Source organism: Streptomyces sp. MB09-02B, assembly GCF_033794485.1.
GTDB lineage: Bacteria > Actinomycetota > Actinomycetes > Streptomycetales > Streptomycetaceae > Streptomyces.
The window spans coordinates 1-15860 of record NZ_JARGEE010000211.1; the positions used below are offsets into that span (position 1 = coordinate 1).

Annotated in this window: 10 protein-coding genes; 8 read left to right on the top strand and 2 right to left on the bottom strand. The window is 71.8% G+C overall.

From position 1 onward, the window contains the following. Nucleotides 1-14: 14 nt before the first annotated feature. Entirely contained in the window at nt 15-1211 is a 1197-nt protein-coding gene (locus P1P70_RS26295; protein WP_319241900.1) for a serine hydrolase domain-containing protein, read from the bottom strand. 194 nt (nt 1212-1405) lie between these two features. Here P1P70_RS26295 and P1P70_RS26300 point away from each other — a divergent pair, with 194 nt between their 5' ends. From P1P70_RS26300 to P1P70_RS26325, 6 genes are all read left to right on the top strand, one after another. Continuing rightward, a complete protein-coding gene (locus P1P70_RS26300; protein ID WP_319241902.1) occupies nt 1406-4405 on the top strand; it encodes a BTAD domain-containing putative transcriptional regulator in 3000 nt (999 codons plus the stop codon). 292 nt (nt 4406-4697) lie between these two features. Next, nucleotides 4698-8966, top strand: a complete 4269-nt coding sequence (locus P1P70_RS26305; RefSeq protein WP_319241904.1) for a HAMP domain-containing protein — start codon at nt 4698-4700, stop codon at nt 8964-8966. A gap of 76 nt (nt 8967-9042) precedes the next feature. After that, nucleotides 9043-11514, top strand: coding sequence for a SpoIIE family protein phosphatase (locus P1P70_RS26310; protein ID WP_319241906.1), 2472 nt, complete (start codon nt 9043-9045; stop codon nt 11512-11514). Between the two features lie 126 nt (nt 11515-11640). Continuing rightward, on the top strand, nt 11641-12162 hold the full coding sequence (locus P1P70_RS26315; protein WP_413471548.1) for an ATP-binding protein: 522 nt from the start codon (nt 11641-11643) through the stop codon (nt 12160-12162). Between the two features lie 141 nt (nt 12163-12303). Beyond that, entirely contained in the window at nt 12304-12663 is a 360-nt protein-coding gene (locus tag P1P70_RS26320; protein ID WP_319241908.1) for an STAS domain-containing protein, read from the top strand. Further along, nucleotides 12660-13595 (top strand): sensor histidine kinase, encoded by a 936-nt coding sequence (locus P1P70_RS26325; RefSeq protein WP_319241910.1) that lies wholly within the window; start codon nt 12660-12662, stop codon nt 13593-13595. The genes P1P70_RS26320 and P1P70_RS26325 overlap by 4 nt, the downstream gene beginning before the upstream one ends. A 31-nt stretch (nt 13596-13626) precedes the next feature. On the opposite strand, the gene P1P70_RS26330 is transcribed toward P1P70_RS26325, so the two are convergent. Continuing rightward, nucleotides 13627-14373, bottom strand: a complete 747-nt coding sequence (locus tag P1P70_RS26330) for a DUF4232 domain-containing protein (protein ID WP_319241912.1) — start codon at nt 14371-14373, stop codon at nt 13627-13629. 324 nt (nt 14374-14697) lie between these two features. Between P1P70_RS26330 and P1P70_RS26335 the strand changes: the two genes are divergently transcribed. Together P1P70_RS26335 and P1P70_RS26340 are read left to right on the top strand one after the other, a co-directional pair. Next, nucleotides 14698-15114 (top strand): hypothetical protein, encoded by a 417-nt coding sequence (locus P1P70_RS26335; protein ID WP_319241914.1) that lies wholly within the window; start codon nt 14698-14700, stop codon nt 15112-15114. A 189-nt stretch (nt 15115-15303) separates the two neighbouring features. Continuing rightward, entirely contained in the window at nt 15304-15819 is a 516-nt protein-coding gene (locus P1P70_RS26340; protein ID WP_319241915.1) for a hypothetical protein, read from the top strand. Nucleotides 15820-15860 lie beyond the last annotated feature (41 nt).

The following is a 15860-nucleotide window of genomic DNA, read 5'->3' on the forward strand; positions in this document are numbered from 1 at the left end:
GTCGGGGAGGGGGACTACGGCGCCGGGGTGGGAGCCGGGCAGAACTCGGCCGAGACGACCTTCTTGCCACCGCCGACCCAGTCGCCGTTGAAGTTCACGGTGATCATGTGGCGGCCGTCCCTGGTGCCGAAGGACTGTGTCGAGGAACCGTGGATGCCGCCGGAGTGGCCCCAGACCTTGACGCCGCAGCTCGTCTCGTACTCGATGAGCCCCAGGCCGTAGCGCTGGCTCGGCAGGTTCCCCTCCGTCGAGACCGTGTTCGTCATCTGCCGGAGTTGGGCGGGCCGCAGCAGTCTGCCGGTGAGGAGGGCGGTGTAGAAGCGGTTCAGGTCGGCGGAGTCGGTGATCATCTCTCCGGCCGCCCAGGCCCAGGAGGGGTTGAGCTCGGTCACGTCGTACGTCCTGCCCGGGTCCTCCGAGAAGGTGGAGTAGTGCCGGGTGGGTGCCGGCACGTGCGGGTCGCGGCCGGGGAAGTACGTCGCGCGCATGCCGAGCGGCCTGGTGACGCGTCGCTCGACCTCCTCGGCGTACGGTCTGCCGGTCAGCTTCTCGATGATCAGGCCGATCAGGAGGTAGTTGGTGTTGGAGTACTTCCAGGAGGTGCCGGGCTCGAACTGGGGCGGGTTCCGCAGGGCGAGGGCGATGACCTGGTGCGGAGTCCAGTCGTCGTAGCGGGAGGTGAGGAACTCGATGCCCAGCACCTTCCTCACGAACGTGGCGTCCTCGGTGAAGTTGAAGATGCCGCTGGTGTGGTTCATGAGCTGACGCACCGTGATCCTCGTCCCGTCGTGGCCGCTGCCCCGTACCAGGCCGGGCAGGTAGTGGTCGACCGTGGCATCGAGGTCGACCCTGCCTTCCGCCTGGAGTTGCAGCATGACGGTCGCCACGAGCGACTTGGTGACGCTGCCGGTGCGGAAGCTGTCGCCGGCGCCGCGCGACTGGCCCGTGGTGAGGTCGGCGACGCCCGACGTGCCCTTCCACACGCCGTGCGGGTCGCGTACCCGCGCCACGACGCCGGGGACGCCCGCGGCGACCGCCGCCTCCATCGCCGCCCGCGTCGCGTCGTGGCCCGCCCCCGGTGTCCCGGCGGCGGCCACCGTGCGGCCGGTGGTGCCGGGGGCGGCGGCGGCCGGCGTGGCCGACAGGGCGGTACCCGCCGCCGCGATCGCCGTCAGGCTCGCCAGCGTCGTCCGTATCAGGCGTGTCGACATCCGGTATCGACCTCTCTCGTCTCGGGGACCCGGGAGAGGCATCGTGTCGATCAGCCCTAACAGCGATCCAACGCGCCGCCAACGGCGAGGAGACGGCACTCGTTGATCGCGGCACGGCCTTGAACGAGGATGGGGTCCCGATCGACGGAGGACGTCGGGCGCCGGTGTTCCGCGTCCGGTGCGGGGGAGTGCCGGTGAGGTTCGCAGTACTCGGGTCGCTCACAGTCGTCGACGACGACGGTCGGACCGTCGTCGTCCGTGGTCCCAAGGTCCGCGCGTTGCTCGCCGTACTGCTGCTGGAGGCCAACCGGACCGTGCCGGTGGACACGGTGAGGGCGGTGCTGTGGGGCGAGGAGCCGCCGCCCACGGCCACGGCCTCGCTGCACAACCACGTCGCCCGACTGCGGCGCGCCCTGGGCGACGCCGGTGGCACACGGCTGCGCACCATGACCCGAGGGCTCCAACTGCGGGTTGATGAGGGCGAGTCGGACCGGGACGTGTTCGAGGGGCAGGTGCGACGGGCGCAGGAGGCCCACCACCGGGGTGACTGGGAGGCGGCCGAACGCACGGCGAACGCCGCGCTCGCGCTCTGGCGCGGCACACCCTTCGCCGACGTCCCCGCACTCGTCGGCCACCCGGTCGTGCCGCTTCTCCAGGAGCAGCGCCTCCAGGCCCTGGAATGCCGCTTCGAGGCGCTGCTGCGCCTCGGCCGCCCCGACGGTCTTGCCCCCGAACTCGCCGCCCTCGCCGAGGAAAACCCTTTTCGGGAGACCCTGCACCGCCAGCTGGTCCTCGTCCTCGGGCGCACCGGCCGACAGGCCGAGGCACTGGCGCTCTTCCGGTCCCTGCGCCGCACCCTCGTCGAGGAACTCGGGGTGGAGCCCGGCCCCGCCCTCCAGGAGGCCCACCACGAGGTGCTGCGCGGCGCGGCCACCGGACCTCACCGACCGCCCGTACCCGCCTCCCCGCCGCCGGGCCCGCAGGCCGGCCCGGGGAGCCGGCAGGTGCGCGAGACTCCGAGGCCCGAACAACTCCCCGCGCCACCCGTCGGTTTCGTGGGACGCGCCGCACACATCGCCGCGGTCCGTGCCGAGTTGGAGTCGGACCGCGGACGCACCGCGCTCGCCGTGATCAGCGGAATGCCGGGCGTCGGCAAGACGGGCCTCGCCCTGCACATCGCGGATCAGCTCCGGCACGCGTTCCCCGACGGGCGGCTCCACCTCAACCTGCGCGGAGCCACCCCCGGAACGGCCCCCCTCGCACCCGCCGATGCCCTCGTCACCCTGCTGCACGGCCTGGGGCTCGACGCCCGGCGGATCCCGGACGACGTGGCGGCCGCATCCGCCCTGCTGCGATCCGCGCTCGCCCCCACCCGGACCCTCCTCGTCCTCGACGACGCCGCCTCGGCGAGCCAGGTACGACCGCTGCTGCCGGCCGGCGCCGGCTGTGCCGTGCTGCTGACCAGCAGACGGCCGCTGGCCACCTTGGAAGCCTCCACGCACGTGCGGCTCGAACCGCTCTCGCCACAGGAGGGAGCCCTGCTGCTGGAGCGGGCCTCGGGCCGGTCCTGGGCCGCGTCCGACGGCGAGTCGGTCACCCGGCTGGCGGCCCTGTGCGGCCATCTGCCGCTGGCACTGCGGGTCTGCGGTGCCCGCCTGAGGAGCCGCGCCGCGCTCCCGGTACAGCGGCTCGTGGAACGCCTCGCCCGGCAGGAGGACCGGCTCGACCACCTCGAACTGGAAGACCTGAGCGTCCGCCGTTCCCTGGAGGCGGCCCACGAGGCCCTCCTCGGCTCCGGCGACCCGCGCGACGGCGAGGCCGCCGCCGCCCTCGTCCTCATCGGCGCGCTGGACCTGCCCGAGTACGGCGCACCGCTGATGGCCGCCGCGACCGGCCGCACCGAGCGGAGTGCCGAACACGCCCTGGACCGGCTGACGGAGGTGGCGCTGCTCCAGGAGACGGGCTGGGGACGCCACGTCCCCCACGACCTGGTCCGCGACTTCGCCCGCGAACTCGCCGCCCGGCCGGAGGCACGGCACGCGAGCGCCGACGCCGTCGAGCGGGCCCTGCGCTGGTACGAGCGGCGTCTCGCCGGGTGCACGGCGACCCTGCGGCCGCACCCACGTCGTACCGCCGAACGGCCGGAGACCGGCGCCGCCTTCGTCGACGCGGCGGCCGCACTCGCCTGGGCCGACACGGAAGCGGCGAACCTGCTCCACCTGGCCGGCTCCGGTGGGCAGGGACCCGCAGGGGCGACCCGCACCCTCGACCTGATCCACACCCTGTTCCCCTATCTGCACGACCGCGGCCGGGCGACCGACCTCGAACGGCTGACCCGCCACGCCGTCACCCTCGCCAGGTCCACCGGCGACACCGCCGCCGAGGCACGCGCCCTGGGGCACCTGGCCTCCGCCCACTACTCGGCCGGACGCGTCCGCCGGGCGCTGCTCCTCGTGGACGAAGCCGTCGAACTCAGCGAGCGGCTCGGGGACGGCGTGGCCCGGATGCGCCACCTGGGCAACCGGGCCGCGCTGTTGCGGGAACTCGGCCGCGACGCCGACGCACGGGCGACCCTGGCGCGGTGCCTCGCGACTCGTCCCCACTTCCTGACACCCGCCGAGGAGGCGATCCTCGTCGGACACCAGGGATACGTCGCCGAACTCACCGACCCCCGCTCGGCCCTCACGTACCACCGGCGCAGCCGGGGGCTCGCCCGGAAGGCCGGGAGCGCCGTGATCGAGCAGGTCGCCCTGTGCAACACGGGCCGCGCCCATCTCGTCCTCGGCGAGCCCGAGCACGCCCTGCGCAGCTTCGACGAGGCGCTGCACGTCATGGCGTCCGGCGCGGCCCACTGGAACGCCGAACGCGAGACCCGCCTCGGTCGCTCCCAGGCCCTGCGGGCACTCGGCCGCCTCGGCCCCGCCCGGGAGGCGTGCGGAACGCTGCTCCGGGAAGCCGCCGCACGCGGCGACTCATACGGGCGCGGCCTCGCCGACCACGAGTACGGTCACGTCCTCAGGGCGCTCGGCGACGAGGCGGCCGCCCTCACCCGGTGGCGCGGCGCGCTGTCCGTCCTGGACGGCACGGACGCGCCGGTCCTCGCGGACCTGCGCGCCCTGACGTCCACGACGGCATCGGCCGGCGGAGCCGTGCGGCTCCAGGACGGGCCGGACGGCGGGTCGGAAAGCAGCTGAAAGAGCTGCCGAAGAGGTGCCTTCGCGGCACGGCGGGCTGCGGCGTGAAACCGTTCCGAGTGCCCCGCGAACGGCCTTGTATTCCGGCCGGGACGGTATCTTTTCGGGGCGGCCGGGATCTTCGCGACCGGCTTTGGTTGTCGGACGACAACTGCGTTAACCTTCACCGGATTTTCTCATCCGGCCGTTCCGTGAACTGCGGAAATCCGGCCGGTGAGCGGGCCCTTCACGGCCCGGCGCGGGTTCCGAGTCCTCGGCGCGGGGGCTCTAGGGGAGCGGAACGAGGGTGCGCATGAGCGGCAAGACGACCGAGACCGTCGAACGGGCTCCGGGAGAGCAGGAGCTACGGCAGCTCCTGGCCGGACTGACCGCCGTACGGGACGGCGACTTCGGCACCCGGCTGCCGTCCGACGGCGAGGGGCTGCTCGGCGACATCGCCACCGTCTTCAACGGCATGGTGGACCAGCTGTCCGTGTTCACCTCGGAGGTCACCCGGGTGGCCCGCGAGGTCGGCACCGAGGGCACCCTCGGCGGTCAGGCCGAGGTGCCGGGCGTCTCCGGCACCTGGGCCGATCTCACCGACTCGGTCAACGCCATGGCGGGCAACCTGACCACCCAGGTGCGCGACATCGCGCAGGTGGCGACCGCCGTCGCCAGGGGCGACCTGTCGCAGAAGATCGATGTCCCGGCGCGTGGCGAGATCCTTCAGCTGAAGGAGACCGTCAACACGATGGTCGACCAGCTCTCCGCGTTCGCCGACGAGGTCACCCGGGTCGCCCGGGAGGTCGGCAGCGAGGGCCGGCTCGGCGGTCAGGCCCAGGTGCCCGGTGTCGGCGGCGTCTGGCGTGACCTGACCGATTCGGTCAACTTCATGGCGGGGAACCTCACTTCGCAGGTCCGCAACATCGCCCAGGTGACCACGGCGGTGGCCGAGGGCGATCTCTCGCAGAAGATCACGGTCGACGCCCGCGGTGAGATCCAGGAGTTGAAGAACACCATCAACACGATGGTGGACCAGCTGTCCGGGTTCGCCGACGAGGTCACCCGGGTCGCCCGCGAGGTCGGCACCGAGGGACGGCTCGGCGGGCAGGCGGACGTCAAGGGTGTGAAGGGCACCTGGCGCGACCTCACGGACTCCGTGAACTTCATGGGGGCCAACCTCACCTCCCAGGTCCGCAACATCGCCCAGGTGGCCACGGCGGTGGCTCAGGGCGATCTTTCCCAGAAGATCACCGTGGATGCCCGTGGTGAGATCCTGCAGCTCAAGGACACCATCAACACGATGGTGGACCAGTTGTCCGGCTTCGCCGACGAGGTCACCCGGGTCGCCCGCGAGGTCGGCACGGAAGGCAACCTGGGCGGGCAGGCCATCGTCCGGGGCGCGTCGGGGACCTGGAAGGACCTGACCGACAACGTCAACGTGATGGCGTCGAACCTGACCGGCCAGGTCCGCTCGATCGCCCAGGTCGCCACCGCCGTCGCGCGCGGCGACCTCTCCCAGAAGATCACCGTCGAGGCCAAGGGCGAGGTCGCGGCCCTCGCGGACGTCATCAACACCATGGTCGACACGCTCTCCGCGTTCGCCGACGAGGTCACCCGCGTCGCCCGGGAGGTCGGCACCGAGGGACGGCTCGGCGGCCAGGCGCACGTGCCGAACGTCGCCGGCACCTGGAAGGACCTCACCGACAACGTCAACTCGATGGCCAACAACCTCACCGGCCAGGTCCGCAACATCGCCCTGGTCACGACGGCGGTGGCCAACGGCGACCTGTCGAAGAAGATCGACGTCGACGCGCGCGGCGAGATCCTGGAGCTGAAGACCACCATCAACACGATGGTCGACCAGCTGTCGTCGTTCGCCGCCGAGGTCACCCGCGTCGCCCGTGAGGTCGGCAGCGAGGGCCGGCTCGGCGGACAGGCCGAGGTGGAGGGCGTCGAGGGCACCTGGAAGCGGCTCACCGAGAACGTCAACGGACTGGCCGGCAACCTCACCCGGCAGGTCCGCGCGATCGCCGAGGTCACCAGCGCCGTCGCCGAGGGCGATCTGACCCGCTCCATCACCGTGGAGGCATCCGGCGAGGTCGCCGACCTCAAGGACAACATCAACTCCATGGTGGAGTCCCTGCGCGAGACCACCCGGGCCAACCAGGAACAGGACTGGCTCAAGACCAACCTCGCCCGGATCTCCGGCCTGATGCAGGGCCACCGCGATCTGCCCGTCGTCGCCGAACTCATCATGGACGAGCTCGCGCCGCTGGCCTCGGCCCAGTACGGCGCCTTCTACCTCGCCGAGGACACCGAACGCGGCCCCGAGCTGCGGCTGGTGGGCTCCTACGGCTACCCCGACGACACCGACCGGCCCGAGCGCATCCCCGTCGGCCGCTCCCTGGTCGGCCAGGCGGCGCGCAACCGCCGTCCCATCAGCGTCGAGGAACTGCCGCCGGGCTATGTGACCATCTCCTCCGGACTCGGACAGGCCGTGCCCAGCGCCCTGGTGGTGCTGCCCATCGTGGTGGAGGACCAGGTCCTCGGCGTCATCGAGCTGGGCTCCGTCACCCCCTTCACCCAGATCCACCAGGACTTCCTCAGTCAGCTGATGCCGACCATCGGCGTCAACCTCAACACCATCGTGGCCAACGCCCGCACCGACGAACTGCTGGGCGAGTCCCAGCGGCTGACCGCCGAACTCCAGGCACGGTCCGAGGAGTTGCAGGTCCAGCAGGACGAACTGCAGCGCTCCAACGCCGAACTGGAGGAGAAGGCTTCTCTGCTGGCCTCGCAGAACAGCGACATCGAGGCCAAGAACCTGGAGATCGAACAGGCCCGGCAGGAGCTGGAGACCCGCGCCCAGCAGCTGGCCCTGGCCTCCAAGTACAAGTCGGAGTTCCTGGCGAACATGAGCCACGAACTGCGCACCCCGCTCAACAGCCTGCTGATCCTTGCCCAGTTGCTCGCCCAGAACCCCTCACGCAACCTCACGCCCAAGCAGGTCGAGTACGCGGGCATCATCCACTCGGCGGGCTCGGACCTGCTGCAACTGATCAACGACATCCTCGACCTGTCGAAGGTCGAGGCGGGCAAGATGGACGTCGCCCCCGAGCGGGTCCCGCTGCGCAAGCTCCTGGAGTACGTCGAGGCCACGTTCCGCCCGATGACGTCGCAGAAGAACCTGGACTTCACGGTGGCCACCGCACCGGGCACGCCCGCCGACCTGCTCACCGACGACTCCCGGCTGCGGCAGATCCTGCGCAACCTGCTGTCGAACGCGGTGAAGTTCACCGAGGAGGGCGGCGTCAGTCTGCGCATCGAACCCGCCCTGGACCGCGAGGTACCCGTGGGGGTCCTGCGCGGCGGCCCCATTGTGGCGTTCCGGGTCGAGGACACCGGCATCGGCATCCCCCAGCAGCAGTTGGAGACGATCTTCGGGGCGTTCCAGCAGGCGGACGGCACCACCAGCCGCAAGTACGGCGGCACCGGCCTCGGCCTGTCCATCACCCGGGAGATCGCCCACCTCCTCGGCGGCGCCGTCACCGTCGACAGCACACCCGGACAGGGCAGCACCTTCACCCTCTACCTGCCCGTGGCACGCGACGACTTCGAGGAACTGCTCGACGGCGACGGCCGACCGACGGAGCACCCGGACACCACCGGCCGTGAACTCCCGTCGGCGGCCCGGCCGGAGGTCGCGTCCGCCGCGGTGCCAGAGCAGCGCCGACGCCGACTGCTGGTCGTCGAGGACCGGCCCCGCGGACTGCTGACCCTCGTCGCCGAACGCGCCGTCGCGGACCTCGCGTCCGACGGCGACCCCCTCGGCGCCATCGACATCATCACCGCCGTCGGAGCGCAGGAGGCCGCGAGCACCCTGGCCGCCGAACCCTGCCACTGCGTCGTCCTCGAACTCGCCATGCCCGACGACGAGGGCGCGCGTCTGCTGCAGGCCATGGAGGGCGACTCGGCGCTGGCCAGCGTGCCCGTCCTCGTGCACACCGGCCACCGGGTGGACCTGGCGCACGAGCAGGCACTGCGCTCCCGCGCGGACGGCCGCCCGCTCGACTTCCTCTCCAGCCTGGACGAACTGCGCGAACGCATCACCCTGCACCTGTCCGCAGAGGAGCCGGGGGACGTACTGTCCCTGGTGCGCGCCGAGGAGACCCAGCGGCCGGCCGAGCAGGTCGTCGACGGCGCTTTCCGCGGCCGCAAGGTCCTCGTGGTCGACGACGACGCCCGCAATCTCTTCGCGCTCAGCGGCATGTTGGAACTCCACGGCTTCCACGTCCTGCACGCCGACAACGGCCGCCGGGGCATCGAGATGCTGCTCGCCCACCCGGACGTCTCGCTGGTCCTGATGGACGTGATGATGCCCGAGATGGACGGCTACACCGCCACCTCGGAGATCCGGGCGATGCCCCAGTACGCCGACCTGCCCATCATCGCCGTCACCGCGAAGGCCATGCCCGGCGACCAGGAGAAGAGCCTGGCGTCGGGCGCGAACGACTACGTCACCAAGCCGGTCGACACGGGGGACCTCATCGGCCGCGTCCGACGCTGGCTGGCCGTATGACGGGGCGTCACACCGCCGCGCGCACCAGCCCATCGCGTGGCGTCCCGGGACGCCCGAGCCGAGGAACAGGTCAACCGTGAGCAAACCCCAGCAGTCGGCCGAGCCGCAGCCCGACGTCGCTGCGTCCGATGAGCCGTCGGCGGAGACCCCGCCCGCCGAGCGCGGGACCGGTGTGGACACGAAGGGGCAGTCGTCGCCCGTCGGCAGGCTCGTCGCGACCGTGGAGCGGCTGCGCCGTGAGGTGCAGGCTGCCCACGCTGAGGCGGACGGCCGTGCCGTGATCGAACTGGCCAAGGGCATCCTCGTCGAGCGGCTCGGGTGCGGGCCGGCCCAGGCCGCCCTGCAACTCGCCGAACTGACCGAACAAGCGGGCGTGACACCCCTGGAGTTCGCCGTCGAGGTCATCAACCAGGCCGCGCGCGACCGGCTCTCCGAGACGACCACGGCCCTCCTCGCGACCACCGCGAGCCGCGACGACACCGACGACGCACCGGGCGGCGGTTCCCTCGCCGTACGGCTGCGGACCGCCGAGAGCGCCGCCCTGGCCGCCCACGACGCCCAGGCCGTGGCCGACTCCCTCCTGGAACACGCCCTGGCCCCGCTCGGCGCCGAAGCCGTGGCCATCTGGGCGCTGGGCGCCGACGGCTCCCTCACCCTGGCCGGCAGCGCCGGCTTCTCGGCCGCCGAGTCGACACGCTGGCGGTACGTCCCGCCGGGCGTGGTCACCGTCGCCCGCCGCGGACTCGGGGACCGGGCCGGCCAGTGGATCGGCAGCCTGTCGCAGACAGGCCTGCCCTCCATCGGCCGGCACCACCGTCCCGACGGCGGCCGGGTCGCCGTCCCCGCGGGCACCGGCGGCCGCATCCACGGCGTGCTGGAGATCGTCTGGCCCACACCGCTGGAGGCCCAGCCCCCGCAGATCGTCCGCCAGGTCGAGGCCCTTGCCGAGCTGTGCGCCCACACGCTGGGGACCCTCACGCCGCCCCACGGCGACGTCGACGCGCGGCCCGGGACCCTGCCCGACGTCGCCGAACTGATGGACCTCGCCGACGGGCTCCACGACCCGGCGCTGGTGCTCGTCCCGCACCTGGACGCCGACGGGGAACTGGTCGACTTCCGTATCCACCACGTCAACAGCCGGTTCCTCGACCCGGCCGGCCGACCCCGGGGCGTCGTCAACGGAGCCCTGCTCCTGGAGACGTATCCCATGGCCGCCGGCGAGGGCGAACTGTACGAGCAGGTCGAACGTGTCTACGCCACCGGCGAGCCGTTCCGCGCCCGCCGCATGCGGCTCACCTCCCTCGTGGAGGACGTCCCGCTGGCGGCGGTCGCCGACATCAACGTCACCCGGCACGGCGGCAGCGTCCTGCTCATCTGGCGCATAGAGGACGAGACCGCGCGGCTGGCGAGCCTGCTGCAGCACGCCCAACGCCTCGGCCGCATCGGCGGGTTCGAGGAGAACCTCGTCACCGGGGAGATCACCTGGAACGGCCAGCTCTACAGCCTCTACGGCAAGCCCGCCATCAGCGGCCCCGTCCCGCTGGAGGACCTGCCCGCCCATGCCCACCCCGACGACGCCGTCGCCATCGGGCGGTTCCTGCGCACCCTGCTGCACCACCGTCGCTCCGCGTCCGCGGCCTTCCGACTCCAGCGGCCCGACGGCGTCACCCGGCACATCCGTGTGGTGGCCGAGCCCGTCCTCGACTCCGACGGCCGGCTCTTCGTCGTCCGGGGGGCCTACCAGGACATCTCCGCCCACCACTGGACGGAGGTGGCCCTCGCCGCCACCCGCGACCAACTCGCCCACTCGGAACAGCAGGCGAGCGAGCGCGACCGGCTCACCCTCCAGCTCCAGCACGCGATCATGCCACCGGCCCAGGCCCCCCTGGAGGCCCCCGGACTGCGCGTGGCCGTCCGCTACCGGCCCGCCGAGACCCAGCATCTGGTGGGCGGCGACTGGTACGACGCGGTCGTGCTGCCCTCCGGACTGGTGCTGCTGTGCGTGGGGGACGTCGCGGGCCACGGCATAGAGGCGGCCACCAGCATGGTCGTCCTGCGCAACGCCCTGCGCGGTCTCGCCGTGACCGGCGCCGGACCGGGCCAGCTGCTGGCGTGGCTCAACATGGTGGCCCACCACCTCACCGGATCCGTGACGGCCACGGCCGTCTGCGGCCTCTACGACCCCCATCGCCACACACTGCGCTGGGCCAGGGCGGGGCATCTGCCACCGGTGCTGGTACGCGCGGCCGAGGCGACTCCACTCCCCCTGATCAAGGGCCTGCTGCTCGGCGCCCTGCCCGAGGCGACGTACGAGGAACACGAACTCCAACTGGCGGTCGACGACACCCTCCTCATGTACACCGACGGTCTGATCGAACGCCGTGACCGTTCCGTGGAGGAGTCCCTGGCCCAACTGCTCACCGCCGCCCGCACCGTGCCGCCCACCCTCGACCAGCAGTTGGACCGGCTCCTCACCTACAGCAGGTCCGACACGGACGACGACACCTGTCTCGTGGGCGTCCGCGTGGCGCAGGTAGCGCCGAGCTGATCACCCGAATCCGCGCGGCCGTCGGGCGTCGGAAGGTCTGCGGGGGCGCTCGGCGGGCACACGGAGTGGTACGAGTCGGCGTCGGACGGGAGAACGGGGAAGTCGGTGACGAGCAACAGGACAGGCATCGGAGCGACGGGCGTCAAGGCGAAGGGCTGGGCGCATTCGTTTCCCGTGTCGGGAGGTGTACACGCCGGGCGGCGTTGGACACGAAGGCAGTTGGAGTCCCTCCCCTGGACCGCGGACGAGCCCGAGACGGTGGACGCCGTCGTCCTGGCGGTGTCCGAACTCCTCACCAACGCGCACATCCACGCGCAGAGCGACGCGCACCTGATCCTCACCTGGGACGGCGACTGTCTGCACGTGAGCGTGCACGACGAGGACCCGACACTGCCGCGCCAACGCATCCCCGAGCCGGGGGAGACCTCCGGCCGGGGCGTGGGAATCGTACGGATGCTGGCCGACACACTGGAGATGAGGTGCCAGCGGCACGGCAAGACGGTGTCGGCGTGCTTCCGTCCGGCGAGCACCGGCCGTCCGGCAGGCACCGACCGGCCGCCAAGCACCGACCGGCCGGACACCGGTCGGCCGGCCGCTGACGGGCCGGGCACTGACCAGTCGGGAACCGACCGCCCGGACACCGACTGAGCGGCTCCGGCGCACCGGCGGCTATACGATGGCGTGTCTGCTGCCCGCCGTTGCGTAGGGACGGTGAGCGGGGGGTCGGAGAGCGCCGAACAGCGGCACATGGGATCGAACAGCGGCACATGGGAAGCAGGGGGAGGGAACGTGGATGTCTCCCATGACGTGCACGAGCCGGGGCCGGCACGGTCGTACGCGGGCACCGCGCTGGAGATCCGCTCTCTGCCGGGCCGCCCGGGAATCCGAGCCGCTGGAGAGATCAACGTGATCACCCGCTCTTTCTGGGAACACGCTCTGGAGGAACTGGCGGACGCCCACACGGACATCTCCTTCGTGGAGCTGTCCGACCTGATGTCCATCGATGTGGGCGGTGCGGCGGCGCTGGCGGTCACCGCGCAGCGACTGCACACGGGCCGGATCGTCGTGGACCGTCCACCGCCGGAGCTGGAGCGGATCCTGGACATGTTCTGGCCCGGCCTTTCGATGATCGAGGTGGCGGGGCGATGAGTACGGCCACGAGCAGTGAACTCGAACCCTTCGTGCACCCGGCGCTGTTCTACCGGGGCAAGGAGCAGTACACGGAGGGCACGGTGCCGTTCCTGCTGGCGGGACTGTCCGCCGGCGAGGCGGTCGCGGTCGCCGTTCCGGGCCCCAACCTGGAACTGATCAGGGCCGCGATGGGCGCGCACGCCGCCGAGGTCGAGTTCCTCGACATGACCAGGGCGGGCCGCAACCCGGGACGGATCATCCCCGGGGTGCTGCGCGCCTTCGCCGACGCCCACCCGGCCGGCCGGGTCAGGATCATCGGCGAACCGATCTGGGCCGACCGCTCGGCCGTGGAGTACCCGGCCTGCGTCCAGCACGAGGCACTCATCAACGCGGCCTTCCAGGGCCGGGACGTGACGATCCTGTGCCCCTACGACGCGGACGCCCTCGCCCCGGAGACGCTCGCCGACGCCTATGTCACCCATCCTGTCGTCATCGACGCCGGCGTCGAACTGGCCAGCGAGGCCTACGATCCCGCGCGCGCCGTCGCCCACTACAACCAGCCGCTCGCCCATCCACCAGGAGCGGCCTGCCTCTCGTTCGACGCGGACGCACTCCCGTCGGCCCGTTCCTTCGCGGTCCAGGAGGCCCGGCAGTTGGGCCTGGCCGGTGACCGGGTGCAGGATCTGACGCTGGCGGTGGCGGAACTGACCACCAACAGTGTGGTGCACGGCGGAGGATCGGGCACCGTGCGGGTCTGGGCCGAGGGGCCGCAGGTCGTCTGTGAGGTCCAGGACCGAGGGCGCCTGACCGATCCCCTCGCCGGCCGCAAGCCCCCGGCGCGCGACCAGTTGGGCGGCCGCGGCCTGATGCTCGTCCACTACGTCGCCGACCTCGTGCGCTTCCACACCAGCGAGGACGGCACCACCATCCGCTTCTATCTGGACCTCTGACCGCGCCGCCCATCTCGCGAACCGCGCGGGGTCAGTAGCTCAGCGCGTCCTCGGCCGTTCCGAGGAAGCTGGTGACCGCTCCGTCGTTGACCGTGACGGGGCCGTCGGCGATCGTCACCGTCGCCGGGCTCTCGGCGGCCGTGAGCGCGATCTCGACCTGGTCGGCGGTCTTGCCGCCCTCTGTGCCGGGGCCCGCGAAAAGGATCCCGGCGTAGGCGCGGTCGCCAGGGTTCAGGAGCCAGTCGTCGACGGTGGGTCCGCGGTGCTCCGCGGCGCCGTCGAGCTCCGGGATCGTGATGACCAGGTCGTTCGCGGACAGCAGGCAGGGGTCGCCGCTGTTGTTGGTCGCGGTCAGCAAGGCGTGGTTGGCCTCCTTGGACGCGACGGTGACGTCGTAGTTCAGGTCGGTCGTCTCGCACATGCCCACGCCGCCGTCCTGGTCGTCGTCCGTCCCGGACCCTTCGGAACCGGATGTGCCGGATCCGGACTTCCCGGCGCCGGTCTTACCCGTCCCGGTCTTACCGGATCCCGACTTCGACGGCGGGGTGCTGCCGTCACTGTCGGAGGAGGCGCCGCCCTCGCCGCCCTCGCCGCCCGGTTGGGCCGTCGCGGACGCGTCGACGGCGTCGTCCGAAGCCGCTCTGGAGGGGCTCGCCGACGTTCTCGGTGAGGCCTTGCCCTTGTCCGTGTCGCCCCCGCACGCGGTCAGTGCCACGATGCCGAGCGAGCAGGCGGCGAGTACGGCGGTGATACGACGCGAACGAACCGTGTGAATCATGAGGAACCCCCCGAGAGTGTGAACGTCCGGGTGATCGTGCCTCATGGGAGCGCTTCCTCCACCCACTCGCACCGAGAGGGAACCGTCCGAGGACAGCACTGTGACACTGTGACCGCGCCACGACACGTACAGCCCGGACGGCGGCTCTGACGAGGACCTTTCGAAGCCTGCGACGAGACGCACCCCAGGAGCGGACCGTCCGGTGGCAGGACGGGTTTCGGCCGATCTGGCGGGCCTGATCGTTTCTGAGTACGCGTACTCAGGCCCGGTGGCGATCACCCGGGCAGACTGTGGCGTCCATGACAGATGAGTGAGGGAGTGGACGTGAACCGAACGAGGGAAGCCCTGGCCGTGACGGCGCTGACGGTCTGTGTGCTGGCGGGTTCCGGTGTGGGGTCCGCCGCCGCGGCCGGAGACCCCCTGCTGCCCCACCCCGGCCCGGAGGGCCTGGTGTGGGTGGAGGAACAGATCGGCGACGGCGGGGTGGCGTCGGGTGGCGCCTGGGACAAGCTGCCGACCGTCCTCACGGTGGCCTGCGAGGGCGGCGGTGAGGTGCGGGTGACGATGAGATCGCAGGAGACGGAGGTCGCCGCGTTCTCGGTCGACTGCCCGGCGGGAGCCGCCGGGGTCGGCTCGGTGACCATGCCCGCCGGTGTGGTCCGCAAGGGCTCCTTCACCATCGGGGTGGACGCGTCGTCGGAGGAGATCCGCTGGGCGCTGACGGTGACCCAGCCGGAGTAGCCGGAGTAGCGGGTGTAGCCGGAATGGCGGGAGTAGCGGGAGCGACCGGTGTAGGCGGAGGACCGGAGCGGTCGGCGTGATCGGCTCAGTCGGAACAACCCGCTCGACGGGCGGGGCCGCGTGACGGCACGGAGCTCATCTCCCGGCCCCCGCGTCCCTGTTGGGCCGTCGGCACCGCATGATGGGCACATGAGCGATCACGAACTCCCGGCAGCCGTGGACCCGGCGGCGCTGCTCGACCTCTCCCGCCTGCATCACGGACGCACCGTACGTCCGCTGGGCACGCGGGAGGCGGGCGGTCACCTGGTCAAGGTGTACTCGGTGGAGGCGCCCGGCCGCAGCGTCACCGAACAGGACGTCACCGTGGCCCTGCGGATCGCGGCGGCGCACCTCGAACTCGGGCGCGTACGCGGGTCCCTGGGGCTTGCCGCCCTGATCGTGCACGCCGGCGGCGACGGTGACTACGTCCTGGTCCACACCTGGATCGAGGGCCACATGTCCGACCTGGCGGTCTTCACCGGCCCGGCCGGAAGGCCCGACCAGCTCCGCCCGGGGCGCGCGGGCCTCGCCCCCTGCGTCTGGGAAGCCGCTGTCATCGCCCACGAACGAGACGCGTTCTCCCGGCACGTCCTCGACGGCACCGCCCCGCTCGCCGACCGGCTGGCGGCCTGGCAGGACGACACCCTGACAGGCAGCCTCCGGTGACGGGCGCCCCGGTGCGGCGGAGGAGGGGTGCTGTTCCTTAA

Coding starts and splice junctions, on each gene's coding strand:
- P1P70_RS26295 (WP_319241900.1), bottom strand. CDS start 1,211: ATGTCGACACGCCTGATACGGACGACGCTGGCGAGCCTGACGGCGATC.
- P1P70_RS26305 (WP_319241904.1), top strand. CDS start 4,698: ATGAGCGGCAAGACGACCGAGACCGTCGAACGGGCTCCGGGAGAGCAG.
- P1P70_RS26325 (WP_319241910.1), top strand. CDS start 12,660: ATGAGTACGGCCACGAGCAGTGAACTCGAACCCTTCGTGCACCCGGCG.
- P1P70_RS26330 (WP_319241912.1), bottom strand. CDS start 14,373: ATGATTCACACGGTTCGTTCGCGTCGTATCACCGCCGTACTCGCCGCC.
- P1P70_RS26340 (WP_319241915.1), top strand. CDS start 15,304: ATGAGCGATCACGAACTCCCGGCAGCCGTGGACCCGGCGGCGCTGCTC.